Raw genomic sequence first — 24,312 nt, 5'->3', positions numbered from 1 at the left:
CGCAGGAGCCGAAAGGTGAACGGTTGACCTTAACACTACAGGTTAAAGTTATCGACCAACCCCGCTAAAGGTCAAGTACACCGCGCTTTTTTGTTTTCATAAGGTTTCGCATTTCCCCGGAGCGCGCGGTTCCGTAGTTTATGGAGCAACCGGCAACGAACAACCAACCGAAAAGGTCGTGACACAGATCATCGATGGCAAAGCGATCGCGGCCCAGGTGCGCGCCGAAGTGAAGGCCGAAGTCGAAGCCTGGGTGCAGGCCGGCCACCGTCCCCCCTATCTGGCCGTCATCCTGGTGGGCGACAACCCGGCCTCGGCTTCCTACGTGCGCGGCAAGACGAAAGCCGCGGCCGAAGTGGGTATTGCCAGCGACACGCTGCACTTCGACACGTCCATTTCCGAGGCCGAACTGCTGGCCGAAATTGCCCGCCTGAACGACGACGAGGGGGTGGACGGCATTCTGGTGCAGCTTCCGCTGCCCGATCATATAGATCCCAGTCGCGTGCTGAACGCGATCCGCCCCGACAAGGACGTGGACGGCTTTCATCCGATCAACGCCGGCCGTCTGCTGCTGGGCGAGCCCGGCTTCGTGCCGGCCACGCCGGCCGGTATTCTGGAGCTGCTCCGGCGCAGCGGCATCGAAACCACCGGCAAGCATGCCGTGGTGGTAGGGCGCTCGAACATCGTGGGACGTCCGCTCGCCGCCCTGCTGCTGCACCGCGGCATCGATGCCACCGTCACGGTCTGCCACAGCCGCACGCAGAATCTGGCCGCCCTGACGCGAACGGCCGACATCCTGGTGGCCGCCATCGGTCGTCCGTGCTACATTACGGCCGACATGGTGCGCGAAGGAGCCGTCGTCATCGACGTGGGCATCAACCGGGTGGACGATCCCTCGCATCCCCGGGGCTATCGGCTGGTAGGCGACGTGGACTTCGAGGCCGTGGCCGAAAAAGCCGGCTGGATCACTCCGGTGCCCGGCGGCGTTGGCCCGATGACGATCGCCCTGCTGCTCCGCAACACGCTCTACGCCGCCCAGCGACGCTACGCCTACGCATGATCCTGCAGGCCGACACGCTTCAGACGCTGGCCGATACGCAGGCGGCCGCGCCCGACACCGCCGACGTGATCACCGAGCTGAGCCAGCAGGTGAGCGCCACCGGCCAGCTCCTGGTCAGCGGACAGTGGGACCAGGTGCTGCCTCGCATTCAGGAAGGACTGGCCGGGCTGGCCGTCTCGGCCATTCCACGCCTGACCGGCGCGCTGTTCGTTTTTCTTTTCTTCTACGCGATCTATCGCGTGGTGGGCGCCGTGCTCCGGCGTGCGTTGCGGCACAGCCGCCGCATCGACGCGACGCTCGAGCACCTGCTCATGCGCTCCTACCGGCTCATCGGGCTGTCGTTCATCACGGTCATGGTGCTGGCCCAGCTCGGGATCAACGTCACCGCCCTGCTGGCCGGACTCAGCATTGCCGGTATCGCCATCGGCTTTGCCGCCCGCGATACGCTCGAAAACTTCATCTCCGGCCTCACCATTCTGATCGACCGCCCCTTTCGCGTGGGCGATCCCGTCGAGATCAGCGGGACCTACGGGATCGTCGAAGAAATCACGCTGCGCTCGACGCGCGTGCGCACGCTCAACAACGAGGTGATGGTGATGCCGAACGTTCAGATGATCAACCAGAAGCTGATCAACTACGGCCTCAAAGACGCCCTGCGTATCGAGATTCCCTTCGGCATCGCCTACAAGGAATATCCTGAAGAAGCGCGGCGCGTGGTGCTGCGCCTGACCGAAGGCGACGAGCGCCTGCACCCCGACTATCCCCCCTCGGTGGTGGTCACGAAGCTGAACGACTCGAGCGTCGATATGGTACTCCGGCTTTACATCCGGAATCCGCACGACGCCGTGCCGATGAAGTTCGAGTACACCGAAAAAATCCGCGAGGCGCTGCGCGAGGCCGACATCGAGATTCCCTTCCCGCACCGCCAGCTCTTTATCGACGAGGCCAAGGCGTTCGAACGCGCCACCTGGATGCGGCCGGCCTCAAACGGCGATGGGGAACAAAGCAGCGCTTTCGGTTAAGAAAACATGCACCCTCTTGACAGGGGCAATATTTTGTCGTATCCTTGCAGCCATCATGCTGCCGCAGACATTCCATATGATGCAGCCGGTTCGACCCATCCGACCTGTGCGACGTCCCCGTCGCCCCCGCGGGGGTGGAACCGGCGCATCCTGTCCTGTGGCAGTCTGGTAACGTGTTGAACTGAACGATCGAAAATAGACAGGGCGCCGGTTCCGTTGAGGAGCCGGCGCCTTTCTTTTTAACCCTGTAGTTCAACGAAGCAAACACAATGTCCATCGTTCTGGCATTCAGCGGCGGTCTGGATACTTCGTTCTGCGTCCCCTACCTGCGGGAAACGTACGGCGAGCCGGTCTACACGGTCACCGTCAACACGGGCGGCCTGACCGAAGCGGCCATCGCCGAGATCGAGGCGCTTTCGCAGAAGCTCGGCGCGGCCGGCCACTTCACGATCGACGGCCGCCACGATCTGTTTCGGGATCATCTGAGCTACCTGATCAAGGGCAACGTGCTGCGTGGCGGCGTCTATCCGCTCTGCGTGGGTCCGGAGCGCATCGTACAGGCCCGCAAGGTAGTAGAGGTGGCGCGCCAGCTCGGTGCCCGGGCCATTGCGCACGGTTCGACGGGCGCCGGCAACGACCAGGTCCGCTTCGACGTGGCACTGCGCATCCTGGCCGACGACCTGGAGATTCTGACGCCAATCCGGGAGCTGGGTCTCAGCCGCGAGGCGGCCACAGCCTACCTGAAAGAACGGGGCATCGAGGTGCCGGAAAAGAAGACGGCTTATTCGATCAACCGGGGCCTCTGGGGCACGACGATCGGCGGGCGCGAGACGCACACGACCACCGAGCCGCTGCCCGACGAGGCCTACCCCGATACGGTCCCGCCGGCGCAGGCGCCCGATACGCCACTGGAGCTGACGATCGCCTTCGAGCAGGGCATCCCGACCGCCCTCGACGGCGAGGCGATGGATCCGGTCACGCTCATCGAGCGCCTCAACCAACTCGGTGCAGCCCACGGTGTGGGCCGGGGCATCCACGTAGGCGATACGATCCTGGGCATCAAGGGCCGCGTGGGTTTCGAAGCACCTGCCGCCCTGATCCTGATCACCGCGCACCGGGAACTGGAAAAGATCGTGCTGACGCGCTGGCAGCGGTATCAGAAAGATCACCTGGCCGACTTCTACGGCATGCTGCTGCACGAAGGCCAGTACTTCGACCCGGTCATGCGCGACATCGAGGCGTTTCTGGATTCCTCCCAGCAGACCGTGACGGGCACCGTGCGCGTGCGGCTCTTCAAGGGCCACATCGACGTGCTCGGCTGCGACAGTCCCTATTCCCTGTTCAATTCGAAGATTGCCACCTACGGCGAACAGAACCGGCTCTGGGACGGGCGCGACGCGCAGGGCTTTACACGCATCTACGGCGTGCAGGCCCTGCTGGCTGCCCGGGCCCGCCAGTCGGCTTCCTCCTACGAAACCAACCAGACGGCCGCTTAACCCAAAACACCTGGAGCCATGTACCAGCAACTGACCGTCGACAAGATCGGATCGAGCACCGCCCCGTGCCGGCTCTCCCACGAGCTCGAGATCACCTCGTACATCGTGGCCGAAGAAGGCTACTGCCTGGTGGTACGGGCGCTCGAAGAAAAAACCACGTACAACCAGCTGGAATGCACCGACGGTACGTTCCAGACGATCCGCCGGGGCGATCTGATCGTGGGGGCCCTCGGTGAACGCCAGGCGCTCAAGGGGTACAGCGGCCGTATCCCTCGTCGCATCCAGGTGGGCGACGTGTTGCACATCCTGAACATGGGCGGCATCTTGGGCCAGTGCACCTCGGACCACCCGGACCTGGGTCCGGCGCTGCGCGTGGAGGTGCTGGGCGCCGTCGTGGTAGACGTGGACGGCCAAAAGCGGCACGCCCGCGTGCAGGACCATGCGCTGGAGCCGGTCTTTTCGCTCACGCACTCGGCCCCGCTGGTCATGGTCAGCGGCACCTCGATGAACACGGGCAAGACGTTCGCCGCTGCCCAGATCATCCGCTACCTGACCGAACACGGCATGCGCGTGGCCGCAGGCAAGCTCACCGGCGCGGCGCTGCTGCGCGATGCCCGGCTCATGGAAGAAAATGGCGCTATCGCCAGCGTCACGTTCATCGATGCAGGCGTCGTCTCCTCCACCAACAAGGAAATGGCGCCGCTGGCCAAAGGGCTTATCGCCCACCTGAACACGTTCGCGCCGGATGTGATCGTCGTCGAACTCGGCGACGGGTTCATCGGCTACTACGGCGTCGATGAGCTGCTGCTCGACAAGGAGCTGCAGCGCTTTACGCGGGCGCATGTGGTGGCCGCTACCGACCTGGCCGGGGCCTGGGCCGCCGACCAGCTCTTCCGGACACGCTATCACGCACAGATCACGGTCATCACCGGTCCGGTCACCGACAACGCCGTCGGCAAGCGGTACATCCAGCACGCCATGGGCATCCCGGCGCTCAACGCCCGTCAGGATGCCGAGGCGCTCGGACAACTCATCGCCCGCTCGGTGCGGACGGCCGTCCGCCCTTTACCCCATTACCACAACGGTAATGGCGTAGCTGTCGCCGTATCCTGACGTATCTGAGGGCAAAGGAGTCCAATGACTGGAACGAAACGGATCGCCATCCTGCACGGCGCCGGTTACGTCGGCGGCGAACTCATCCGCCTGCTGCTGGCTCACCCGCACTGTCAGCTGGTGGCCGTCACGAGCCGCACATTCGCGGGACGACCGCTCTGGTACGCCCATCCGGCACTCCGGGGCCAGACCGAGCTGACGTTCGTTGAGGAAGACGCGCTGGCGCTTTCGGAACTGGACGCCGTGCTGATTGCCGCCGAGCACGGCCAGGGTGCCCGCACCGTACAGCATCTGCTCGAAAGCGGCTACCGGGGCGTCATCATCGACCTGAGCGCCGACTTTCGCTTTCGGGAAGCCGCTATCTACCCGGCATGGTTCGGCTTCGACCACCCCGCTCCCGAACTGCTCGGGCGATTCGTCTACGGTCTGCCCGAAGTCTATACGCCCTACGCCGCCGACACGCGCCTGTTGGCCAATCCGGGCTGCTTTGCCACAGGGCTGGCACTGGCGCTCTGGCCGTTGAGCCGGCACCTCAAGGACGCCACGGTTGCCGTCACGGCACTGACCGGGGCCTCCGGCTCCGGCGTTAAGCCCAAAGCCACCACCCACTTCCCCGAGCGCGACGGGAACGTCCGCGCTTACAAGGTGCTGGCGCATCAGCACCTGCCCGAGGTGCAGCAGGTGGTCGGCCCCGGCCTGCACATCGCGTTCGTACCGGCCTCGGGTCCATGGACGCGCGGTATCTGGGGTACGGTGCACGTGGCGCTGCCCGACGGCATAGGTGCCGATGAAGTGGCCAGCTGGTACGAAGCCGCCTACGGCCAGGCCCCCTTTGTGCGCCTGTGGCCCGACCAGCTTCCCGAGCTGCGCTATGCCGTCCACACGCCGTTCTGCGATCTGGGCTGGATCGTGCGCGACGGCCACCTGGTGGTGGGCTTTGCGCTCGACAACCTGCTCAAAGGTGCCGCCAGCCAGGCCATCCAGAACCTGAACCTGCTGCTGGGGCTGCCCCAGACGGCCGGCCTGCTCCCTACCCCTGCACCTGCTGACGTGCACGCATAGTACAGAGCCGGGCCGCAATCGACCCGGCTTTTTTCATGTGCTTCCCGAACCATCGATGCAGCATGCCCTCTGTAAACAGAACGACTTGCGATTTAAAACAACGATGAACACGCAGGAAGTCATTCAGCTGGAAGACACGTTTCAGATTCCCACCTACCGCAAGTACCCGGTAGCGCTCGTGCGCGGCGAAGGGTGCTACGTGTGGGATACCGAAGGGCGCCGCTACCTGGACTTCTACGGCGGCCACTGCGTCACGCTGCTGGGGCACTGCCCGCCGCGCGTCGTGCAGGCCCTTCAGGAGCAGGCCGCTCGCCTGCTGTTCTACTCGAACGTAGTCTACAGTCCGGTGCGGGCGCGCGCGGCCGCCCTGCTGGCCGAGATGGCACCCGAAGGACTGCGCCACGTGTTCTTCTGCAATTCGGGCACCGAAGCCAACGAGACGGCGCTCAAGCTGGCCCGTGCCTGGACGGGCAAGCCCGGCCTCATCGCGCTGGAGTGTGGCTTCCACGGACGCACGCTGGGCAGCCTGGCCGCCACCGAGCCCATCGGCTACCGCAAACCCTATCTGTCGGTGCTGCCGCCCACGCATTTTGTGCCGATGGGCGACCTGGAGGCCGTCGAACGTCTGCTTGACCGTCACGACGACATCGCCGCCATCATCCTGGAGCCCATCCAGAGCATGGCGGGCGTCTACGAGGCACCCGTGGATTACTACCGGGAGCTGCGGCAGTTGTGTGACCGCCACGGCGTCGTCCTGATCTTCGACGAGGTGCAGACGGGGGTCGGCCGCACCGGTACCTTCTCCATCTCCGAGCAGTACGGCGTCCGCCCGGATCTGATCACGCTGGCCAAAAGTCTGGGCTCGGGCGTGCCGGTGGGCGCCGTGCTGGTTTCCGACAAGATTGCCGCCCACGTCAAACCGGGCGACCAGGGCACCACGTTCGGCGGCGGCATGCTGGCCATGGCGGCCGTAACGGCCACGCTCGAAACGATCCGGGACGAAGGGCTCATGGCGCGCGCACCGGCCATCTTCGAACGCATCCGCCGGGGCGTGGCCGACCACGTGGTGGCGGTGCGGGGGCGGGGCTGCCTGATCGGGCTGGAACTGGACCGCCCGGCGGCGCCGGTGCTGGCCCGCCTGCGCGAGCAGGGCGTGCTCGCCGGAAGCGCCAGCCACCCGAACGTCATCCGGCTCATGCCGCCGCTCAACACGCCGGACGACGCCATCGACGCCTTCCTCGAAACGTTCCTGCAGGTTCTTGTTAACCAGCCAGAAACCCCGACGGTCTGATGGAAGAACTTCCGCCTCCCCGGCATCTGATCGACTGGCAGTATATCGACGACGACACCTGGCAACGCTGCCTGACGCGCACGCTGGAGCACTATCGCCAGGGCAAACATGCCTGGAGTCAGGCGGCCCGTCATCGAAGCCTCGGGCTGCTGTTTTTCAATCCCTCACTGCGCACGCGCACGTCCATGGAGCTGGCGGCCGTGCAGCTCGGCGCCCATGCCACCACGCTGGTGGCCGGCCAGGGCACCTGGCAGATTGAGTGGCGCGACGGCGTGGTCATGGACGGCCCGGCCGCCGAGCACATCCGCGAGGCCATCGGTGTGCTCTCAGCGTACTACGATGCGCTGGGCGTACGCGTCTTCGCCTCGCAGACCGACTACATGCAGGATCGCGATGAGGTGCTGCTGCGGGCAATCGTCCGCGCCGCCACGGTGCCTGTCATCAACCTGGAGTCGGCTTTCTACCACCCCTGCCAGGCGCTGGCCGACGCTGCCACCATTCTGGAGCACCTGGGCGGTGCCGTGCAGGGCCGACGCTTCGTGTTGAGCTGGGCCTACCATCCGCGCCCGCTGCCGATGGCCGTCCCCAACTCGGCGCTGTTGATGGCCGCCCGCCTGGGCATGGACGTGGTCGTGGCCCATCCGCCAGGTTTCGAGCTGGACGAAGGCGTCATGGCCCGGGCGCAGGCCGACGCCGCCGCCCGCGGCGGGCGCGTGACGGTGGTGCACGAGCAGGCCGAGGCGTTCGAGGGGGCCGAAATCATCTATGCCAAGTCGTGGGGCAGCCGGCTGGTCTACACCGCGCCCGACGACGAAGCGGCGCTGCGGGCGCAGTACCGCCACTGGCGCGTCACTCCCGAGCTGATGGCTCGCACGCGACGGGCCGCTTTCATGCACTGCCTGCCCGTCCGCCGTAACGTGGTGGTGGACGACGCCGTGCTCGACAGCCCGCAGGCCATTCATCTGAAACAGGCCGCCTTCCGACTCTACGCCCAGAAAGCCATCCTGGAGTACGTGTGGCATCTGCCTCCCTTCGACCCATGAGTACCCGCCCGATCGTGGTCAAAATCGGCGGCGCCCTGCTCGAAGCGCCCGAAGCGCTTGACGCCTTCTGGAAAGGCGTGGCCGGCCTGCGCAGAGAGGCGCCCGTCGTGGTCGTGCACGGCGGCGGCCCACAGGCCACGGCACTGGCCCGTCGGCTCGGTCATCAGCCCCGCATCGTACAGGGCCGCCGCGTGACTACCGAACTGGACCTGCAGATTCTCCAGTGGGCGCTGCGCGGCGAGCTGAACCTGCGCCTGGTGGCCGCCGCCCTGCAGCATGGCCTCCCGGCCGTTGGACTGGCGGCCGCCGACGGCGGCACGCTGCGCGTGCGTCGCCGCCCGCCCTGGACGATCGAAGGCAAAACGGTGGACTTCGGCTTCGTCGGCGACGTGGCGCGCGTCGAGCCGGCCCTGCTGCAGCACCTGCTGGAAGGTGGCTACGTGCCCGTGGTGGCGCCGCTCGGCATCGACGACGAAGGCCAGCTCTACAACGTGAACGCCGATACGGTGGCCTGCGCGCTGGCCGAGGCGCTCCAGGCCCGCGCGTTCCTGCTCGTGACCGAAACCGGTGGCGTACGCCGCAACCCGGACGACCCCTCCAGTCTTCTGCTCTACTGCGACCGGGCCACCTTCGAGGCCGGATTGCGCGACGGATGGATCGGCGGCGGCATGCGCGTCAAACTGGAGGTGGCGTTTCAGGCACTGGACCGCGGCATCCCCGAGGTGCACATCCTGGCTCCCGACGATCTGCTCGCCCGCCGTCGGGCCACCTCCGTCGTTCCTTGAGCGCGAGCCTTCAGTTTACCGCCGCAGTCCCACCTGCACGTCCATCACGTTCGTATGCGTGGGGCCGGTAAACAGCAGTTGATCGAGCGCCTCGAAAAAAGTGTAGGCGTCGTTGTTGTCGAGGTAAGTCCGGGGGTCCATGCCGCAGGCGCGCGCCCGGGGCGCGGTGTCGGGTGTGGCCCAGGCGCCGGCGGCATCGGTGGGGCCGTCGCGGCCGTCGGTCCCGCCGCTGAGCAGCACGGCCTCCGCGTCCCAGCCCTCCATGGCGAGCGTGGCGGCCAGCGCCAGCTCCTGGTTGCGTCCGCCCCGACCGCTGCCCCGCACCGTGACGGTGGTTTCACCGCCCCAGAGCAGGCACACCGGCCGATCGTCGCGCACGTTGCGCAGGGCCGTCACCAGGCGGGGCGCCACTTCGCGCGCCTCGCCAGTCAGCCGATCCGTGACGATGCGCACCGAGTAGCCGCGCTGGCGGGCTTCGTCGGCGGCCGCCTCGAGTGCCCGTCGGTTCGTGCCGATCAGCCGCGTCACGACCCGGGCAAAACGCGGATCGGCCGGCTTGGGCGTCTCGAGCGACGGATCGGTAACGCCTGCCTCCAGACGCACACGCACCGACCCGGGCACGCGATGCCAGAGGCCGTAGCGCCGCAGCACGGCGATGGCCTCGGCAAACGTGGTGGGGTCCGGCACGGTCGGCCCGCTGGCGATGACCGACAGATCGTCGCCCACCACGTCGGAGATGACCAGCGCCAGCACGTCGGCCGGGGCGGCCGCCCGGGCCAGACGCCCACCGCCGATGCGCGACAGGTGCTTCCGCACCGTATTGATCTGATGGATGTCGGCGCCGCTTTCGAGCAGGAGCCGGAAGGTCTGCTGCGCGTCGGCCAGCGTTACCGGCGGCTCGAAGTCCGCACACAGCGACGAACCGCCGCCGGAGATGAGCACCAGCAGCAGATCGTCCTCCGCACAATCTTCGGCCAGCGCCAGGATGCGCCGAGCTGCCTGCACGCTGTGTTCGTCCGGCACGGGATGCCCGGCCTCCAGCACTTCGATTCGTCGAGGAGGTGGACAGTGCGGCGGAGGCGTCTGCGTGTGGCCGTGCGGGACCACCACCGCGCCTTCGGCGATCCGCTCGCCCAGTTGCTGCTCCACCATACCGGCCATGGCCATAGCCGCCTTGCCCATCCCGATCACCACCACGCGCCGGTACTGGTCCAGCGGCCGAGGCGCCCAGGTGGTCCAGGGCGTCTGGGTCAGCAAAACGTCGGCCTGTGCGCCGCGCACGGCCGCCCGGAAGATGGCCTGTGCGTCGGCTACAAGGTCCTGATGATGACTCATGCGGCTTACTCGGTTGCGGCGTGATCTCCCAGGAAGTGCGCCAGCTGTGTGGCCCGCGCCTCAGCCGCCTGCAGCACGTCTTCCAGCAGGCGACGCGTGCCGTGTTCGTTCAATTCCAGCGCCAGCGCAATGCTACCCCGGAGCTGAATGCACAGCTCGCGTTCGGCCCGCAGGTCGTGCTGCAACATGGCCTCCACCGCATAGACGCCTTCCGGCTCGTGCGTCAGAAACGACCGCTTGATCAGCTCCTCCGGATGACAGGTGGGCACGCCGCCCAGCAACGTGATCCGCTCGGCAATGCGATCCAGGCTCTCGTGCACCTGTTCGTAGCACTCCTGGAAGAAGCGGTGCAGCTCCGTGTAGGTTTCCCCTTCGACCAACCAGTGATGCTTGTGATACTGGTGATAGAGCACCCAGAGCGAAGCCTGGAAGGCGTCCAGATGCGGGAGCAACTGCTCGACCACCGGCCGGGGCAGCCCCACCGTGTTCATGCGCACCTCCGTGCGCGGCCGCGCCGGCTCGCCAAAAACCTGTGGTAGTTTTTCAACTCCTTGCATGGCTTTTCCGTTTGTTTGCAGGAATTTAATCGTTTTAAAAATTACGCTTCACCCATTCTTTTCAGGAGCAAAGACTCCTGTTCGTAAAGTAAAAACAAAATTTTAACAGCTTATGCCTCGATTGTTGACAAACCTGTCCATTTTGCACGGCCCGGTTGACAACGGGCGATAGAAGTCTATCTTATGAAAAAAAGTTGCCGGAAGGCATCGGGTTCTTTTCAATATCTGTTTCACGAAAACGCTTTCCAAGGGGGTCCCATGAATGCGAAAAAGTACGTGTACCGCTTCGGCGGCGGACAGGCCGAAGGCAACAAGGACATGCGCGATCTGCTGGGTGGCAAAGGGGCCAACCTGGCCGAAATGAGCGCGATCGGCCTGCCGGTACCACCGGGCTTCACGATCACCACGGAAGCCTGCGCCTACTACCACGAGCACGGTGACAGGTGGCCGGAAGGCCTCGAGGAGCAGGTGCGCGAGGGCATCCGGCACATCGAACAGCTCATGGGCGCGCGCTTCGGCGACCCGGAAAACCCGCTACTGGTCTCGGTGCGTAGTGGTGCGGCTATTTCGATGCCCGGTATGATGGACACGGTGCTGAACCTGGGCATCAACGACCAGGTCGTCGAAGGGCTGGCCCGGCGCACCAACAACGAGCGCTTCGCCTACGACGCCTATCGCCGCTTCATCGACATGTTCGGCGACGTGGTGATGGGCGTCAAGCACGACTACTTCGAGGAGGTGCTCGATGCGCTCAAGAAGGAAAAAGGCGTCAAAGAAGACACCGAACTCGATGCGGAAGCGCTGAAGGAGCTGGTGCGCCGCTACAAAGAGGTCTATCGCCAGCACACCGGCTCGCTCTTCCCCGAAGACCCCTACGAGCAGCTCTACAAGGCCATCAACGCGGTGTTCAAGTCGTGGAACAGCGAGCGGGCCGTCAAATATCGCCAGATTCACAAGATTCGCGGGCTGCTCGGCACGGCTGTCAACGTGCAGGCGATGGTCTTCGGCAACATGGGCGAGCGCAGCGGCACGGGCGTGTGCTTCACGCGCAACCCGGCCACCGGCGAAAAAGAACTCTACGGCGAGTTCCTGATCAACGCCCAGGGCGAAGACGTGGTGGCCGGCATCCGCACGCCTAAGAGCATCTCCGAGCTCAAGCAGATCATGCCGGAGGTGTACGAGGAGCTGCTACGCCTGGCCGAACTGCTCGAGCGGCACTACAAGAACATGCAGGATATCGAGTTCACCGTTCAGGAAGGCAAGCTCTTCATCCTGCAGACCCGCAACGGGAAGCGGACGGGCGTGGCGGCCGTCAAGATCGCCGTGGATATGGTCGACGAAGGGCTGGTGGACAAGAAGACGGCCGTGCGCGATCTGGTCGAGCCGGCGCACCTGGACCAGCTCCTGCATCCGCGCTTCAAGGACGAGACGGCCTACAAGGACCGCGTGATTGGACGTGGCCTGCCGGCCTCGCCGGGTGCGGCCGTCGGCCAGGTGGTCTTCACGGCCGAGGATGCCGAGGCCTGGAAGGCGCAGGGCAAGCGCGTGATCCTGGTGCGCGTGGAGACCAGCCCCGAGGACGTGGGCGGTATGCACGCGGCCGAGGGCATCCTGACCTCGCGCGGCGGCATGACCTCGCACGCGGCCGTCGTGGCCCGTGGCTGGGGCAAGCCCTGCGTGGCCGGCTGCGGCGACATCGTGATCGACTACAAGACAAAGACCTTCCGCGCGGGCGACGTGGTCGTCAAGGAGGGCGACTGGATCTCGATCAACGGCTCGACGGGTGAGGTCATTCTCGGTAAGGAGGAGCTGGTCGAGCCCTCGCTTTCGGGCGACTTTGCCCGCTTCATGGAGTGGGTCGATGAATTCCGGACGCTGGGCGTCCGCACGAACGCCGACACGCCGCAGGACGCCCGCAAGGCCGTGGAGTTCGGCGCCGAGGGCATCGGGCTGTGCCGCACCGAGCACATGTTCTTCGAGGGCGACCGGATCCTGGCCATGCGGGAGATGATCCTGGCCTCGACGCTCGAGGAGCGGAAGGCGGCGCTGGCCAAGCTCCTGCCCTACCAGAAGGAGGACTTCCGGGGCATCTTCCGCGAAATGGCCGGCAAGCCGGTCACGATCCGGTTGCTGGACCCGCCGTTGCACGAGTTCCTGCCGCACGACGAGAAGGAGCAGGAAGAGCTGGCCCGTGCCCTGAACATCCCGGTCGAAACCGTCCGAGCCAAGGTCGAAGCGCTGAAAGAATTCAACCCGATGCTCGGCCATCGCGGCTGCCGCCTGGGCATCACCTATCCGGAGATTACCGAGATGCAGACGCGGGCCATCCTGGAGGCGGCCGTCGAGTTGAAGCAGGAAGGCGTCGAGGTGCATCCGGAGATCATGGTGCCGCTGGTGGGCACCCGCGAGGAGATCGAGCATCAGCGTCGGGTGATCGAAGAGACGGCCGAAAAGGTCTTCCAGGAGAAAGGCGACCGCGTCGATTACCTGGTCGGCACGATGATCGAAGTGCCCCGTGCGGCGCTGGTGGCCGACCAGATCGCCGAGGTGGCCGAGTTCTTCTCGTTCGGCACGAACGACCTGACGCAGCTCACCTTTGGCTACAGCCGCGACGATGCCGGCAAGTTCCTGCCCTACTACATCGAAAACAAGATCCTGAAGGATGATCCGTTCCAGACGCTCGACCAGGAAGGCGTCGGGCAACTGGTGCGGATGGGCACCGAGCGCGGCCGGGCCACTCGGCCTTCGCTGAAGGTGGGCATCTGCGGGGAGCACGGCGGCGATCCGGCTTCGGTGGCCTTCTGCTACGAGGTCGGGCTCGACTACGTCTCGTGCTCACCCTTCCGCGTGCCGATCGCTCGTCTGGCGGCCGCCCAGGCGCACCTGCGGGCCGAAGCCCGTAAGGAAAAAGAGGTGGCCGAGGCGGAAGCCGCCAGCTAATCTATCTGTCCGGACAATAACCGCACGAACCAGAAGGGCCGCCGGTAAGTGACCGGCGGCCCTTCTTTGCAAATACGTGCCCTCCATGCAATCAGCGACGCCGAAACGGACGCATCATGCGTTCTCGGCCGCATGGTGCATGTGCGCGAAATCCCATGACCACGCCTCCTCCCCAGACTGAAAGCGCGGGCGCACACTACGGTGCCACCTCCCCACCACATAGGGGCGGACCGCTGTGTCCGCCCTGTCGTATCCGCCGAATTGTGTCCGGCACAAGGAGCGCTGCCCCATCATGCACTGGCCGAAATCAGCCGGGCTGCTCCGGTTGTTCGGCCTCCCGGCGGAATGGAGGTCGGGACGCTTCGGACGGAGGCGATAGCTGACGTTCCAGCCGCTCCAGCCGGGCTTCCAGCGGTGCCACGGCCCGCCGCACCGTCGTTTCGATGAGCTGTTCCAGCTCCCGCTTCGTGAGCGCCGGCCCCTCCGTCACCGGACGACGCCGCGCCAGATAGCGGACGATCGCCCACACCGTCAGGGCCGAAATGCCGATGACAAGGGTAACAAGCCTGAGGTAAAAGAGATTTTCAGGAATCATGGGATGCCGTTTTTTCTGGAGTGACCGTTTCACGGGATGCAGGCAACGCCCTGAGCTGGCGTTCCAGTGCTTCGATACGGGCCAGCAGCGGTTGCTGGGCTTCCTCGACGGCCTGCCGCACCAGTTGCTGCAGCTCGCGTGCGCCCAGCGACGGCCCCTGCCGCAGCTTGAGCTTCTCGCGCCGGTAGCTGAGAATCAGATGAACTATGGCCAGCGGCAACACCACCGCCACGGCCAGCGTGGTCAGAAATTCCCAGAAACCCATAACCTGCTCCCTGCTTGATTCAAATCGTCTGAAAGATACGCAACTTCCGGAGGATCGGTTACGTCGGTTTCAACAAGACCTTACAGGCCGGGGCTTTTTATGTGCGGCGGAATTTCTAAATTCCGGCATGCCGGCCGTTCAAGCAACCTCGTCCATCAACGCAGGCACCAACCATGAAGCACTGCCGAAGCCTTCTTTTCGTCCTGATGCTGCTGGCGCTGGCCGGAACGGCCTCCGCACAGCGGCAGGCGCGCGTCGGACTGGGCTTCAACGCCCTGCTTACGACGGCCGAGGGGCTGGGACTGGGCGTGCGGACCCGGGCCGCCGCGCCGGTCAGCGCCGATCTGTCGCTGGCGGTCGATCTGGGCTTCACGGGCTTCATCTTCCGGGGCCGCGACGAGGCCAGCTACGTGTTCGACCCGCAGCTTTCGGCCATCGTGACGTTTCCGCCCCACGGACGCCAGGCCTTCTACATCCTGGGCGGCTTCGGCGCCTACGCGCCGCTTTCGGAGCGCTACAGCGGCGAGAGCGGCCCGACCGTCCACTTCGGCTTCGGCTGGGTGCAGCTTCTGCGCGAAACGCAGGTCTTCTATGAACTCAACCCCACCCTGGTCGTGGGCGAACGCAACGTGGACGTCGTGCTGCCCGTCCGCATCGGGGTGATCTTCTAAGCCTCACACCACGCGGCGCAGGATGGCCTGCAGCCGCTCGTGGTCGTCGCGCAGCAGACGGCTCAACACGCGGCCGGCTTCGATCAGCGCCTGCTCGCGCTCGGGGTCGCTGTGGCCGTCGTGGATCTGCCGGAGCACGGCCACCAGCAGATCGTCCACGGGCACGGCCGGATCGGGATTCTGCACGAGCGTGCGCAGAAAGTCGTAAGGTCGCCCCAGCCGCCGAACGATCTCGAGCGGGCACGCCTCGACGAAGGCATGAATGCCGGCCGGATAGGGCGGTAGCGTCTGATGAATGCGCCCATCAGGATCCTCGTAGGCCAGCACCTGCGCCCGAAACGTCGTTCGGATCAGCTCCAGCACCTGAGGCATTTCGCGGCGCAGCTCGTCGGGCGAGCGGCCCAGCGCCATCGGCCGACGGCCGGGCTCCACGCTACCCATCTCGACGTGACTGACCAGCCCGTAGATCGTGCGGCCGTCCGGCTGCACCACCCGCACCCAGCTTCCAAAAGCCGGCGGCGGCTGATCCCGGTACACCTCGGCCACGAACTGACGCGTGCTCGACTCGATGACTTCTCCTATGGGCATCTTAACCTCAGGTCAGGTTGCTTCAGAGTACAGGCCGGCGCTTGCTGGTCTGCTTGCGCGACTGCCCCACCGGCAGGCCACTCCGCCAGAGCTGGCGGCCGATGAGTTCGTAAAACGCCTCGCGCTCGGGCGCCCGGATCACCGCCTGCTCGTGCGCCTCGGCCAGCACCATGGGATAGCCGCTGCCTTTCTCGCATTCTTTCAGGAGCACGGCGCAGACCAGGTCCACCCACCCGTTCTCCTCGGCTACCCAGTGGGGAAACTCGACCCGGGCGATTTCGGCCTGGCCATACGGACCGGGCACGGCCAGATAGGTGCAGACGATCCGATGCGGCTCGGCGTAGGCCCGCTGGATGTGCGAGCCCGAAAGGAAAAGCCCCGAGCGCTCGCCGGGCCGCAGCAGACGCGAAAACAGCAGCCGATCGGCCAGTCCGTCCAGCGAAAGCGACGGCGGATCGGGCGTGCACTCGCCGCGCGCCACGCGCAACAGGTTCACCACCTCCGCTCCGCCGGGCATGCTGATGTACGAGGCGACCGGGATCCGCTCCCGACGAAACTGCTCCAGCAGCGCCACATAATGCCGGATGAACTGCTCTTCCAGCTCACGCTGGTGCAGGCGGCGGATCATCCAGCGGATGAGCGTACCGTCGAGCAACGCCACCAGCGGGCGCTCATCCCGACGTGCCTCCCGCGCCAGCTCCAGCAGCGCCTCCAGCTCGAATTCGTCGCGCAACGCCGAGACGATCTCGACGGAGACCGACTCCAGCCGATCGTCCAGCAGCTCGTGCACCTCTTCCTGGCGGAAGCAGAAACGCGGAATCGACTCGAGCCGAACCGGCTCGTGCGTGCCCAGTTGAAAGGCCACCCGCCCCACGTTCAGCAGAAAACACGGAGGCTCCACGTGACGGTCCGGAAAGATCTGGGAGCCGTCGGCGGCCACCACGGTCACCTGCGCCGGCCGCGACGGTACGCGCACCTGCTCCTGCAGGCGCTCGCCCAGCGGACGGGCCACCAGCCAGCTCGGCCGGACCCGATCCACTTCCTCCAGCAGCGCTTCTACGTCGCCGACCTGCCGCCAGGCGTCCAGCGCCGCCTGCAGTTTTTCCTGAAGCAGATCGCGCTGCTGCTGCTGGTAGGCGGCAAAGCCGCGCAACTGCTGCTGGAGACGAACAAAATCGAGCATCGATGCCCTCGGCTGGAATAGGGGGATCGTTCTGGCGTTTAAGTTCCGATCAAACGAGCGCACACGCAAGCCTTTTGCAATGGCCGGCATCTACCTTCACATTCCTTTTTGCAAGCAGCGCTGCATTTACTGTGATTTTTACTTCGTCACGGGCCAGCGGCTGCACCCCACCTTCGTGCAGGCGCTCTGCACCGAGATCGAGTACTACGGCCAGCTCTACGGCCGCCTGGAGCCGATCGAGACGATCTACTTCGGCGGCGGTACCCCTTCGCGCCTTTCGCTCGAAGAAGTCGCCCGCGTGCTGAACGAGCTCTACCGGCATTTCGACCTGTCGGCGCTGCAGGAGGTGACGTTCGAGGTCAATCCGGAAGACGCCTCGCGCGACTACCTGAGCGGGCTGCACAGCCTGGGCATCAACCGGCTCTCGATCGGGGTGCAGTCGTTCTACGAGGCCGATCTGCGCTTCATGAACCGGGCGCACACGGCCGAGCAGGCCGAGGCGGCCATCGAAAACGCCCGCCGCGCCGGCTTTGAAAACTTCAACGTCGATCTGATTTTCGGACTGCCCGACCAGCCGCTCGAATACTGGATGGCCAACCTGCAGAAGGTGGCCGATCGCGACATTCCACACGTTTCGACCTACAGCCTGACGATCGAACCGCGTACCGTGCTCTACAAACAGGTCGAACGTGGTCTGGTGCAGCCGGCCGACGAGGAGACCTACCGGGCCTGCTACGACTTTGCGATGGAGTATCTGGAGGCGCGGGGCTACGAGCACTACGAGATCTCGAACTTCGCGCGGCCGGGTTATCAGTCGCGCCACAACCACACGTACTGGCGGCACGGCAACTACCTGGGCTTCGGACCCTCGGCGCACTCGTTCTGGTGGGGCCAGCTACCCGAGCCGGGCGCCTACCGGTGGGCCAACGTGCGCAACATCCGCCGCTACGAAGCGCTGCTGGCCCAGCACCACCTGCCGCTGGAGTTTCGCGAAGGACTCTCCTACGACCAGCTCGCCGAAGAATATCTGTACCTGCGGCTTCGCACGGCCGAGGGGCTGGACCTGGATCACTACGCCGAACGCTACGGGGTGGACCTGCTCTGCGAACGGCTGGACGAGCTGGCCGAACTGGAAGCCGAGGGGCTGATCGAACCCATCCGCAACGGAAAGCTCCGCCTGAGCCGCAAAGGCCGACACGTCTGCGACGCCATCGTCGCCCGTCTGCTCTGAACGGCACCGACTTTGCGGCCGGTAGCTAAAGCGCCGAAGCTCTTCGCCGATACCCGCGAAGAAGCTGCAGGCACGGACCTGTCTCTGCCAAACGGGAAACGGAACGGGATTACGGAGCTACCCATGCGACGCATTTTTTTCCTGCTGGTGGCCGGCGTGCTATTCTGGGCCGGCTGTGATCAGGCGACCACGGAAGAGACGGCCGGCATCGTGACGCTGACCGGCCAGGTGCTCGACGCCGAAACGAACGACCCGATCGTCGGTGCACTGGTGCAACTGCAGCCGCAGGGACTCATCACCGAGACCGATTCGGTAGGGCGCTATCGCTTCGAGGTGACCATCGACAGTACGATGGAACTGACGGTCAGCGCTACCAAGACCGGCTACAGCAGCGCCTCACTGCCGGTACTGGCCGTGCCGGATCGTACGATCGAGGTGCCTGTGCTTCGACTGACGCGCACGGCCACCGAGGAGCCTGTTTCGGGCGAGGCGGCCAACATTCTGCTGCTGTCGCAGTCGGACCAGGCCATTGGCGTGCGCGAAAGCGGCTCGAAAGAAACGGCCGAACTGGTCTTTCAGGTCTCCGACTCGATGGGGCGTCCCGTCGTGCTCGATCATGCCGTGCGCGTGCGCTTCCGCTTCGGGGTGCAGCCGGGCGGCGGCGAGTATCTCTTCCCCGAGGAAGCCCAGACCGACAACAGCGGCCGCGTGCGCGTGCATGTGGCCAGCGGCACGAAAGCCGGCGTCGTGCAGGTGGTGGCCGAAGCCAACGTAAATGGCCGCACCATCCGCTCGCAGCCGGTCAGCCTGGCCATCCACGGCGGTCTGCCGGATCAGAACTTCTTCACGCTGGCCCCGGCCCAGTACAACTTCCCCGGCTGGGTCGCCTACGGCCTGGAAAACACGATCAGCGTGATCGTTGGCGACCAGTATGGCAATCCGGTCAGGCCCGGCACGGCCGTCTATTTCACGACCACGCACGGCGTCATCACCGGTTCGGTGCTGACCGGTGCCAACGGCCAGGGAAGCGTTACGCTCTACTCGGCCAATCCGCTGCCGCCTGACGGCATCGCCATCATCACGGCGACCACGGCCGACCGCAACCAGCAACCGGTCACCCGAAGCATCCCGATCGTCTTTTCCGGGCCGCCGAACATCGATCCGTGCATGCTGGATGACCAGAACAACTGTCTGCCGGGGATTCCGGTCGCCCGACTGAACCAGTCCTATCTGCTCAAGATCACCGACCACCTGGGCAATCCACTGGCACCGGGCACCCGGATTTCCGTAGAGGCGCAGGGCACGAAAGTCAAAGCCGTCGGCCATACCGATGTGGAACTCGGGGACACCGGCTTCCAGGTACTGGGTGCCGAGACGACCTACGACGACGTCCTCCGCGGCCCGGGCATTACCGAATTCTTCTTCCGCGTCGTCGAAGATCAAACGCTCGACGAAGGCGGTACCCCCACCGTCGAAGCGGTCGTCATCAAGGTGGATGGTCCCAATGGCAAGCTAACCTGGACGTTCGGTCCGGAAGCCGGCTCCGCCAAGGTGCTCTCCGAAGCAGGCGAGATCCAGATCGAAGGAAATCGTCTGAAAGTGTTCATTCCGCTGAACTGACCGGACCTTCACCATGTTTTCGAAAGCTCCCCCGACCTTTCGGGGGAGCTTTTTTGTGGAAGATCAGCGACTGCTCTCCTATTTTTCGGGCATCTCCAGCCCCACAGACAGACTGAACGGATCAGCGCTATGCATCGTCTGGCACTCGTTGCACTTTGCCTGCTACTCATCGGCTGCACCGAATCGACCCGCCGCCCGGCTTCCTCCCTCGAACGCAGCATTCCTTTTCGCGAAGACGGCCACCTGGCCTTCGTGCGCGACGGCGACACGCTTGTGACCATCGCCATCGAGATTGCCGACACCGACTCGGCCCGTCAGCGCGGCCTGATGGAACGCACGCACCTGCCCGAACGCAGCGGCATGCTGTTCATTTTCGAACGCGAAGAAATGCAGGGCTTCTGGATGGCCAACACGCCGCTGTCGCTCGACATCATCTTCGTGAACGGCGACTCGCAGATCGTCTCGATCGCCAAATACACACGCCCCTATTCGACCGAGACAATCTCCTCGCAGTACCCGGCGCGTTTCGTGGTGGAAGTGCCTGCCGGCTTCACCGATACCTACGGCATTCTTGAGGGCGATCGGATCCGCTGGCGCCGCCACGCGCGCCCCCTCGCGGCCGCCCGTCCATAAAAAAACCCGCCTGCTCACGAGAGCAGGCGGGTGGAGCGGAAGACGGGACTCGAACCCGCGACCTTCTGCATGGCAAGCAGACGCTCTACCAGCTGAGCTACTTCCGCTCGTTGCCAGCGGGTCTCATGATACGACTTTCAACGTCGCCTGTCAACCCGCTGGCGATGCCTTTTATCGCCAAAGGGGGTGCTCAGGTTTCCGATTCCGGCTTTTGAAATTCCGTCAAAGGAATGATCAGCGTCAGCGAAAACGGCCGGGCCTGCTGGCGTTCCCAGAAGGCCAGTCCCTCGCGATTGGCGGCCAGCACGCCCAGTCGGAGTCGCACGGCGCCCACCTCCTGCGCCCAGGCACGGACGGCCGCCACCAGCTGCGCCCCGATCCCCTGCCGCCGATAGTCCGGCAACACGTACAGCTCGTCGATGTAAACCTCCAGCTCCTGCCGGTAGATCGGGGGCGGGCTCCACTGGTGCGCCGAGACGAAGCCCACCAGCTCGCCGGATCGCTCCGCCACCAGCAATCGGTACATCCGGTCGCGTACCCACAGCATGAAGTCGTTGCGCCAGCGGCGGCGGGCATCCTCGGCGGGCGCGAAGGTCGGGTCCAGCGCCGCCTGTTCTTCAAGCAGGCGCCACCAGAGCGCCTCCAGTGCTTCGGCGTCCTCCCAGCGGGCCGGCCGTATTGAAACCTGGGGCATGTCGTCGTCCGGGCTCTCAGGCCTCGGCAACGACCGGGCTGCGACGCGGTTTCAGGTAGCCCTGACGCACCAGCAGTTCGGCGTTCAGCACGGCCCCACCGGCCGCCCCGCGGATCGTGTTGTGCACCAGCGCCACGAACTTTACGTCGAAGACCTCACAGGGCCGGATGCGCCCGACCGAGACGGTCATGCCCCGCCCCAGTTCGGCGTGGCGGCGCGGCTGCGGAAAGTGCGGTTCGTCGAACACATGCAGAAGCTGATCCGGTGCCGTCGGCAGGCCCAGGTCGGCAATCGGGCTCCGGAATGTGCGGAGCACCTCCCGCACTTCCTCGACCGACGCCGGTCGGGCCAGCTTCACCGAAATGCATTCCAGATGGCCTTCGAGCACCGGCACCCGGTTGCACTGGGCGCTGATGCGGATCGTGGCGGGTTCGATGCGGCCGTCCACCAGTTGCCCCAGAATCTTGCGGGGCTCGGTGGCCATTTTCTCCTCCTCGCCGCCGATGAAGGGGATCACATTGGCCGTAGCGTCCAGCGACGGCACGCCCGGATAGCCCGCCCCCGAAAGCGCCTGTAGCGTCGTCACGTGCACCTGCTCGACGCCGAACGTTTTGACCAGCGGGTAGAGCGCGCACACGAGCCCCACCGTCGAGCAGTTCGGATTCGTGACGATGAAACCACCTTTTTCGCGCCAGGGCTGGCGCTCGATCAGCGCCGTGTGCTCGGGATTGATCTCCGGAATCAACAGCGGCACGTCCTCGCGCATCCGGTAGTTGCGGGCGTTCGAAATGACCGGATAGCCGGCTTCGGCCAGCTGGCCTTCGATCTCGCCGGCCACGTCGGCGCTGAGTCCGGAAAACACAAAGTCGCAATCCAGCTCGGTCGAGATCGGCACGACCTCCTGATCGGCCACCTGGGGCGGAATGGGGCGGCTGCCGATCCAGTTGGCGGCCTCTCGATAGGGCTTGCCGGCCGAGCGGTCCGAAGCCGCCAGGACGCTGATTTCGAACCAGGGATGATCGGCCAGCAATTCCACGAACTTCTGACCGACGGCGCCGGTCGCGCCGAGAATACCTACACGAAAACGGGGCTGTGCCATCTTTTTTGCTCAGGGTTTTGTTTTCCGAAAAGTTATTTTCAACCTGTCAGCGACTGGGGAGCATCGGCCGGAAGCAGCCAGGTACCCGGCCGCTCGGGTGCCATTGTGGAGCGAATGTGCACCGGAATGCCGGCGGCCACCAGCGGATCGAGTGCTTTGCGGTGCATGCCCAGCTTGCCCGCATGATTCCAGGCCCAGGCCTCTTCGAGCACCAGCGTCTGGTAGCGCCGGGCGTCCGGGCTTTTGCGCGGATCCTCGGTGTAGAGGCCGTCCACGTCGGTCCAGCGCTCCAGCACCTCGGCACCGAGCAGGGCGGCCAGCAACGCGGCCGAGTAGTCGCTGCCCCCACGCCCCAGCGTGGTGGTGCGGCCGTCCGGCGTAGCGCCGATGAAGCCGGTTACGACGGGCACCGTCTGGCGGCCGATCCGGGCAAACCAGCGTTGCACCCGCTCGCGCGTGGCCTCCAGGTCCACGTTGGCCTCGCCATACTGCGCGTCGGTGCAGATCAGCGCGATAGCATCCTGCGCAAAGGCGGCTACGCCCCGCGCTCGCAGTACGGCCGCCAGCAGCGGGGCCATCAGGCGTTCGCCGACGGCCAGCACCTCGTCGCGCCAGGCGGAATCCCGATCGTGCCGGGCGACTTCCAGCAGACGGGCCAGCCGCACCAGCGTCTCTTCGAGCGTGGCCAGATAGCTACGCCGCAGCGCGACATGTTCGGACAGCACCTGGGCCAGCGCCCGATGACGCTGACGCAGCCGCGCCAGCAGGGCCGGCATGTCCAGCGTGCCCTGCTGCAGCGCGTCCCAGGCGGCCACCAGTTCGTTCGTAACCCCGGCCGCGGCCGACACCACGACCACGACGCGATGGGTCGTGGTCGCCTCGACGATCAGATCGGCCACGCGGGCCACCAGTTCGGCCGAGCCGACCGACGTACCGCCAAACTTGAGCACTTTCAGGCGGCGGTCTCGCTGGAGGGCCAGGGGCTCGGCGCCGCCTGCACCGGAACGTTCGCGGAGATCCATTCGCGTAGGACTTCGTTAAGGGTTTGCGTTTCGATCAGGAACGCATCGTGCCCGTGGGGCGAGTGCAGCACGTACAGCGAGGCGTTGGGCAGATGCGTGGCCAGTTCTTCCTGCTCGGCCAGCGGGTAGAGTACGTCCGAGTCGATCCCGACCACCAGGGCGGGCTGGCGCACCTCGGCCAGCACCTCCGGATACGGCCCCCGTCCCCGCGACACGTCGTGCGCGTCCATCTTCTGCGTCAGACGCACGTAGCAATTCGCATCGAAACGGCGCACCAGTTTTTCGCCCTGGTAGTGCAGGTAGCTTTCCACGGCGAAGAGCTCCTCCTCACCCCGGAGCATACGCCGGCGGCCGAAGCGGGCCTCGAAGGACTGGTAAGAACGATACGAAATCATGGCGATCATGCGGGCGATGGCCAGTCCGTGTACCGGCGGATCGTCGGGGTCGTAGTAGCCGCCGCGCCAGCGCGGATCGGCGTAGATGGCCTGGCGCTGCGCCTCGCTCCAGCCAATGCACCAGGCCGAATGGCGTCCGCCCACGGCAATCGGGATGATCGCCCGCACGAAATCGCCCTGGAAGGCCCACTCCAGCACCTGCATGCCGCCCATCGACCCACCCACCGCGACGGCCACCTGGCGCACGCCCAGGTGCTCCAGCAGTCGGCGGTGCAGGTTGACCGTATCGCGGATGGTGACCAGCGGGAACTCCGGTCCGTAGGGACGGCCGGTGTCGGGGTTGATCGTCAGCGGCGAGGTGGTGCCGTAGGGCGAGCCCAGCACGTTGGCACACACCACGAAGAAGCGGTCCGTGTCGAACGCCCGGCCAGGCCCCAGTAGATCGCCCCACCACTGGTCGACGTCCGCGCTCCCGGTCAGCGCGTGGCAGACCACCAGCGCGTTGGTGCCTTCCGGGTTCAGGCGGCCCCAGGTCCGATAGGCCACCTGCACCTGGCGCAGCACCACGCCGCTTTCGAGCTCGAATTCAGGCAGCACGAACGTCTGCGTCAT

At 65.5% G+C, this 24,312-nt stretch carries 23 protein-coding genes and 1 tRNA gene; 13 read left to right on the top strand and 11 right to left on the bottom strand.

What is annotated here, in order from left to right; genetic code table 11:
- Positions 1-178 precede the first annotated feature (178 nt).
- The 8 genes from folD (at position 179) to argB (ending at position 8,872) form a co-directional block, all read left to right on the top strand.
- Entirely contained in the window at positions 179-1,060 is an 882-nt protein-coding gene (folD, locus tag GYH26_RS05035; protein WP_161540725.1) for a bifunctional methylenetetrahydrofolate dehydrogenase/methenyltetrahydrofolate cyclohydrolase FolD, read from the top strand.
- Positions 1,057-2,082, top strand: coding sequence for a mechanosensitive ion channel family protein (locus tag GYH26_RS05030; protein WP_161540724.1), 1,026 nt, complete (start codon positions 1,057-1,059; stop codon positions 2,080-2,082). Before folD ends, GYH26_RS05030 begins: the two co-directional genes overlap by 4 nt.
- A gap of 269 nt (positions 2,083-2,351) precedes the next feature.
- The gene (locus GYH26_RS05025) at positions 2,352-3,578 is read left to right on the top strand and encodes an argininosuccinate synthase (RefSeq protein WP_054683904.1); all 1,227 of its coding nucleotides are present in this window, start codon (positions 2,352-2,354) and stop codon (positions 3,576-3,578) included.
- A gap of 18 nt (positions 3,579-3,596) precedes the next feature.
- Complete coding sequence (locus GYH26_RS05020) at positions 3,597-4,691, top strand: molybdopterin-guanine dinucleotide biosynthesis protein B (protein WP_161540723.1); 1,095 nt, start codon at positions 3,597-3,599, stop codon at positions 4,689-4,691.
- A 24-nt stretch (positions 4,692-4,715) separates the two neighbouring features.
- Positions 4,716-5,753: an N-acetyl-gamma-glutamyl-phosphate reductase gene (gene argC, locus GYH26_RS05015; RefSeq protein WP_161540722.1), complete on the top strand. Its 1,038-nt coding sequence runs from the start codon at positions 4,716-4,718 to the stop codon at positions 5,751-5,753.
- A 103-nt stretch (positions 5,754-5,856) separates the two neighbouring features.
- Positions 5,857-7,044 (top strand): aspartate aminotransferase family protein, encoded by a 1,188-nt coding sequence (locus GYH26_RS05010; protein ID WP_161540721.1) that lies wholly within the window; start codon positions 5,857-5,859, stop codon positions 7,042-7,044.
- On the top strand, positions 7,044-8,087 hold the full coding sequence (locus tag GYH26_RS05005) for an N-acetylornithine carbamoyltransferase (RefSeq protein WP_161540720.1): 1,044 nt from the start codon (positions 7,044-7,046) through the stop codon (positions 8,085-8,087). Before GYH26_RS05010 ends, GYH26_RS05005 begins: the two co-directional genes overlap by 1 nt.
- Positions 8,084-8,872 carry an acetylglutamate kinase gene (argB, locus tag GYH26_RS05000; protein ID WP_161540719.1) on the top strand — a complete coding sequence of 263 codons (789 nt, stop codon included), beginning with the start codon at positions 8,084-8,086 and terminating at the stop codon, positions 8,870-8,872. Before GYH26_RS05005 ends, argB begins: the two co-directional genes overlap by 4 nt.
- Before the next feature lie 15 nt (positions 8,873-8,887).
- On the opposite strand, the gene GYH26_RS04995 is transcribed toward argB, so the two are convergent.
- Both GYH26_RS04995 and GYH26_RS04990 read right to left on the bottom strand, forming a co-directional pair.
- Positions 8,888-10,207: a glycerate kinase type-2 family protein gene (locus tag GYH26_RS04995; RefSeq protein WP_161540718.1), complete on the bottom strand. Its 1,320-nt coding sequence runs from the start codon at positions 10,205-10,207 to the stop codon at positions 8,888-8,890.
- A 5-nt stretch (positions 10,208-10,212) separates the two neighbouring features.
- A complete protein-coding gene (locus tag GYH26_RS04990) occupies positions 10,213-10,764 on the bottom strand; it encodes a Dps family protein (protein ID WP_012843449.1) in 552 nt (183 codons plus the stop codon).
- Positions 10,765-11,022: 258 nt separating this feature from the next.
- On the opposite strand from GYH26_RS04990, the gene ppdK reads away from it, so the two are divergent.
- Positions 11,023-13,704 (top strand): pyruvate, phosphate dikinase, encoded by a 2,682-nt coding sequence (gene ppdK, locus GYH26_RS04985; RefSeq protein ID WP_161540717.1) that lies wholly within the window; start codon positions 11,023-11,025, stop codon positions 13,702-13,704.
- Between the two features lie 307 nt (positions 13,705-14,011).
- On the opposite strand, the gene GYH26_RS04980 is transcribed toward ppdK, so the two are convergent.
- Both GYH26_RS04980 and GYH26_RS04975 read right to left on the bottom strand, forming a co-directional pair.
- Positions 14,012-14,299: a hypothetical protein gene (locus GYH26_RS04980; protein ID WP_161540716.1), complete on the bottom strand. Its 288-nt coding sequence runs from the start codon at positions 14,297-14,299 to the stop codon at positions 14,012-14,014.
- Positions 14,289-14,564, bottom strand: coding sequence for a hypothetical protein (locus tag GYH26_RS04975; RefSeq protein ID WP_161540715.1), 276 nt, complete (start codon positions 14,562-14,564; stop codon positions 14,289-14,291). The genes GYH26_RS04980 and GYH26_RS04975 overlap by 11 nt, the downstream gene beginning before the upstream one ends.
- Positions 14,565-14,737: 173 nt before the next feature.
- On the opposite strand from GYH26_RS04975, the gene GYH26_RS04970 reads away from it, so the two are divergent.
- The gene (locus tag GYH26_RS04970) at positions 14,738-15,235 is read left to right on the top strand and encodes a hypothetical protein (protein ID WP_012843445.1); all 498 of its coding nucleotides are present in this window, start codon (positions 14,738-14,740) and stop codon (positions 15,233-15,235) included.
- Positions 15,236-15,238: 3 nt separating this feature from the next.
- Here GYH26_RS04970 and GYH26_RS04965 read toward each other — a convergent pair whose 3' ends face one another.
- Together GYH26_RS04965 and GYH26_RS04960 are read right to left on the bottom strand one after the other, a co-directional pair.
- Positions 15,239-15,823, bottom strand: coding sequence for an HAS-barrel domain-containing protein (locus tag GYH26_RS04965; RefSeq protein ID WP_012843444.1), 585 nt, complete (start codon positions 15,821-15,823; stop codon positions 15,239-15,241).
- A 22-nt stretch (positions 15,824-15,845) separates the two neighbouring features.
- On the bottom strand, positions 15,846-17,006 hold the full coding sequence (locus GYH26_RS04960; protein ID WP_161540714.1) for a DNA double-strand break repair nuclease NurA: 1,161 nt from the start codon (positions 17,004-17,006) through the stop codon (positions 15,846-15,848).
- A gap of 79 nt (positions 17,007-17,085) precedes the next feature.
- On the opposite strand from GYH26_RS04960, the gene hemW reads away from it, so the two are divergent.
- From hemW to GYH26_RS04945, 3 genes are all read left to right on the top strand, one after another.
- Complete coding sequence (gene hemW, locus GYH26_RS04955; protein ID WP_161540713.1) at positions 17,086-18,237, top strand: radical SAM family heme chaperone HemW; 1,152 nt, start codon at positions 17,086-17,088, stop codon at positions 18,235-18,237.
- Positions 18,238-18,360: 123 nt separating this feature from the next.
- Entirely contained in the window at positions 18,361-19,857 is a 1,497-nt protein-coding gene (locus GYH26_RS04950) for a carboxypeptidase-like regulatory domain-containing protein (protein WP_161540712.1), read from the top strand.
- 129 nt (positions 19,858-19,986) lie between these two features.
- Positions 19,987-20,490, top strand: coding sequence for a DUF192 domain-containing protein (locus GYH26_RS04945; protein WP_161540711.1), 504 nt, complete (start codon positions 19,987-19,989; stop codon positions 20,488-20,490).
- 31 nt (positions 20,491-20,521) lie between these two features.
- Here the strand turns inward: GYH26_RS04945 and GYH26_RS04940 are convergent.
- The 5 genes from GYH26_RS04940 to metX form a co-directional block, all read right to left on the bottom strand.
- Positions 20,522-20,597 (bottom strand) — tRNA-Gly (locus GYH26_RS04940).
- Between the two features lie 83 nt (positions 20,598-20,680).
- Positions 20,681-21,184 carry a GNAT family N-acetyltransferase gene (locus tag GYH26_RS04935; RefSeq protein ID WP_161540710.1) on the bottom strand — a complete coding sequence of 168 codons (504 nt, stop codon included), beginning with the start codon at positions 21,182-21,184 and terminating at the stop codon, positions 20,681-20,683.
- 16 nt (positions 21,185-21,200) lie between these two features.
- Positions 21,201-22,283 carry an aspartate-semialdehyde dehydrogenase gene (asd, locus tag GYH26_RS04930; RefSeq protein ID WP_161540709.1) on the bottom strand — a complete coding sequence of 361 codons (1,083 nt, stop codon included), beginning with the start codon at positions 22,281-22,283 and terminating at the stop codon, positions 21,201-21,203.
- A 38-nt stretch (positions 22,284-22,321) separates the two neighbouring features.
- On the bottom strand, positions 22,322-23,305 hold the full coding sequence (locus GYH26_RS04925) for an aspartate kinase (RefSeq protein WP_242006598.1): 984 nt from the start codon (positions 23,303-23,305) through the stop codon (positions 22,322-22,324).
- Entirely contained in the window at positions 23,236-24,312 is a 1,077-nt protein-coding gene (gene metX / locus GYH26_RS04920; RefSeq protein WP_161540708.1) for a homoserine O-acetyltransferase MetX, read from the bottom strand. Before metX ends, GYH26_RS04925 begins: the two co-directional genes overlap by 70 nt.

The sequence above is a fragment of the Rhodothermus marinus genome (assembly GCF_009936275.1).
Taxonomy (GTDB): Bacteria; Bacteroidota; Rhodothermia; order Rhodothermales; family Rhodothermaceae; genus Rhodothermus; species Rhodothermus marinus_A.
The sequence above is the reverse complement of the archived record's forward strand: the minus strand, read 5'-3'. Positions and strand labels throughout refer to the sequence as shown.

Coding starts and splice junctions, on each gene's coding strand:
- GYH26_RS05030 (WP_161540724.1), top strand. CDS start 1,057: ATGATCCTGCAGGCCGACACGCTTCAGACGCTGGCCGATACGCAGGCG.
- GYH26_RS05025 (WP_054683904.1), top strand. CDS start 2,352: ATGTCCATCGTTCTGGCATTCAGCGGCGGTCTGGATACTTCGTTCTGC.
- GYH26_RS05020 (WP_161540723.1), top strand. CDS start 3,597: ATGTACCAGCAACTGACCGTCGACAAGATCGGATCGAGCACCGCCCCG.
- argC (WP_161540722.1), top strand. CDS start 4,716: ATGACTGGAACGAAACGGATCGCCATCCTGCACGGCGCCGGTTACGTC.
- GYH26_RS05010 (WP_161540721.1), top strand. CDS start 5,857: ATGAACACGCAGGAAGTCATTCAGCTGGAAGACACGTTTCAGATTCCC.
- GYH26_RS05005 (WP_161540720.1), top strand. CDS start 7,044: ATGGAAGAACTTCCGCCTCCCCGGCATCTGATCGACTGGCAGTATATC.
- argB (WP_161540719.1), top strand. CDS start 8,084: ATGAGTACCCGCCCGATCGTGGTCAAAATCGGCGGCGCCCTGCTCGAA.
- GYH26_RS04995 (WP_161540718.1), bottom strand. CDS start 10,207: ATGAGTCATCATCAGGACCTTGTAGCCGACGCACAGGCCATCTTCCGG.
- GYH26_RS04990 (WP_012843449.1), bottom strand. CDS start 10,764: ATGCAAGGAGTTGAAAAACTACCACAGGTTTTTGGCGAGCCGGCGCGG.
- ppdK (WP_161540717.1), top strand. CDS start 11,023: ATGAATGCGAAAAAGTACGTGTACCGCTTCGGCGGCGGACAGGCCGAA.
- GYH26_RS04980 (WP_161540716.1), bottom strand. CDS start 14,299: ATGATTCCTGAAAATCTCTTTTACCTCAGGCTTGTTACCCTTGTCATC.
- GYH26_RS04975 (WP_161540715.1), bottom strand. CDS start 14,564: ATGGGTTTCTGGGAATTTCTGACCACGCTGGCCGTGGCGGTGGTGTTG.
- GYH26_RS04970 (WP_012843445.1), top strand. CDS start 14,738: ATGAAGCACTGCCGAAGCCTTCTTTTCGTCCTGATGCTGCTGGCGCTG.
- GYH26_RS04965 (WP_012843444.1), bottom strand. CDS start 15,823: ATGCCCATAGGAGAAGTCATCGAGTCGAGCACGCGTCAGTTCGTGGCC.
- GYH26_RS04960 (WP_161540714.1), bottom strand. CDS start 17,006: ATGCTCGATTTTGTTCGTCTCCAGCAGCAGTTGCGCGGCTTTGCCGCC.
- hemW (WP_161540713.1), top strand. CDS start 17,086: ATGGCCGGCATCTACCTTCACATTCCTTTTTGCAAGCAGCGCTGCATT.
- GYH26_RS04950 (WP_161540712.1), top strand. CDS start 18,361: ATGCGACGCATTTTTTTCCTGCTGGTGGCCGGCGTGCTATTCTGGGCC.
- GYH26_RS04945 (WP_161540711.1), top strand. CDS start 19,987: ATGCATCGTCTGGCACTCGTTGCACTTTGCCTGCTACTCATCGGCTGC.
- GYH26_RS04935 (WP_161540710.1), bottom strand. CDS start 21,184: ATGCCCCAGGTTTCAATACGGCCGGCCCGCTGGGAGGACGCCGAAGCA.
- asd (WP_161540709.1), bottom strand. CDS start 22,283: ATGGCACAGCCCCGTTTTCGTGTAGGTATTCTCGGCGCGACCGGCGCC.
- GYH26_RS04925 (WP_242006598.1), bottom strand. CDS start 23,305: ATGGATCTCCGCGAACGTTCCGGTGCAGGCGGCGCCGAGCCCCTGGCC.
- metX (WP_161540708.1), bottom strand. CDS start 24,312: ATGACGCAGACGTTCGTGCTGCCTGAATTCGAGCTCGAAAGCGGCGTG.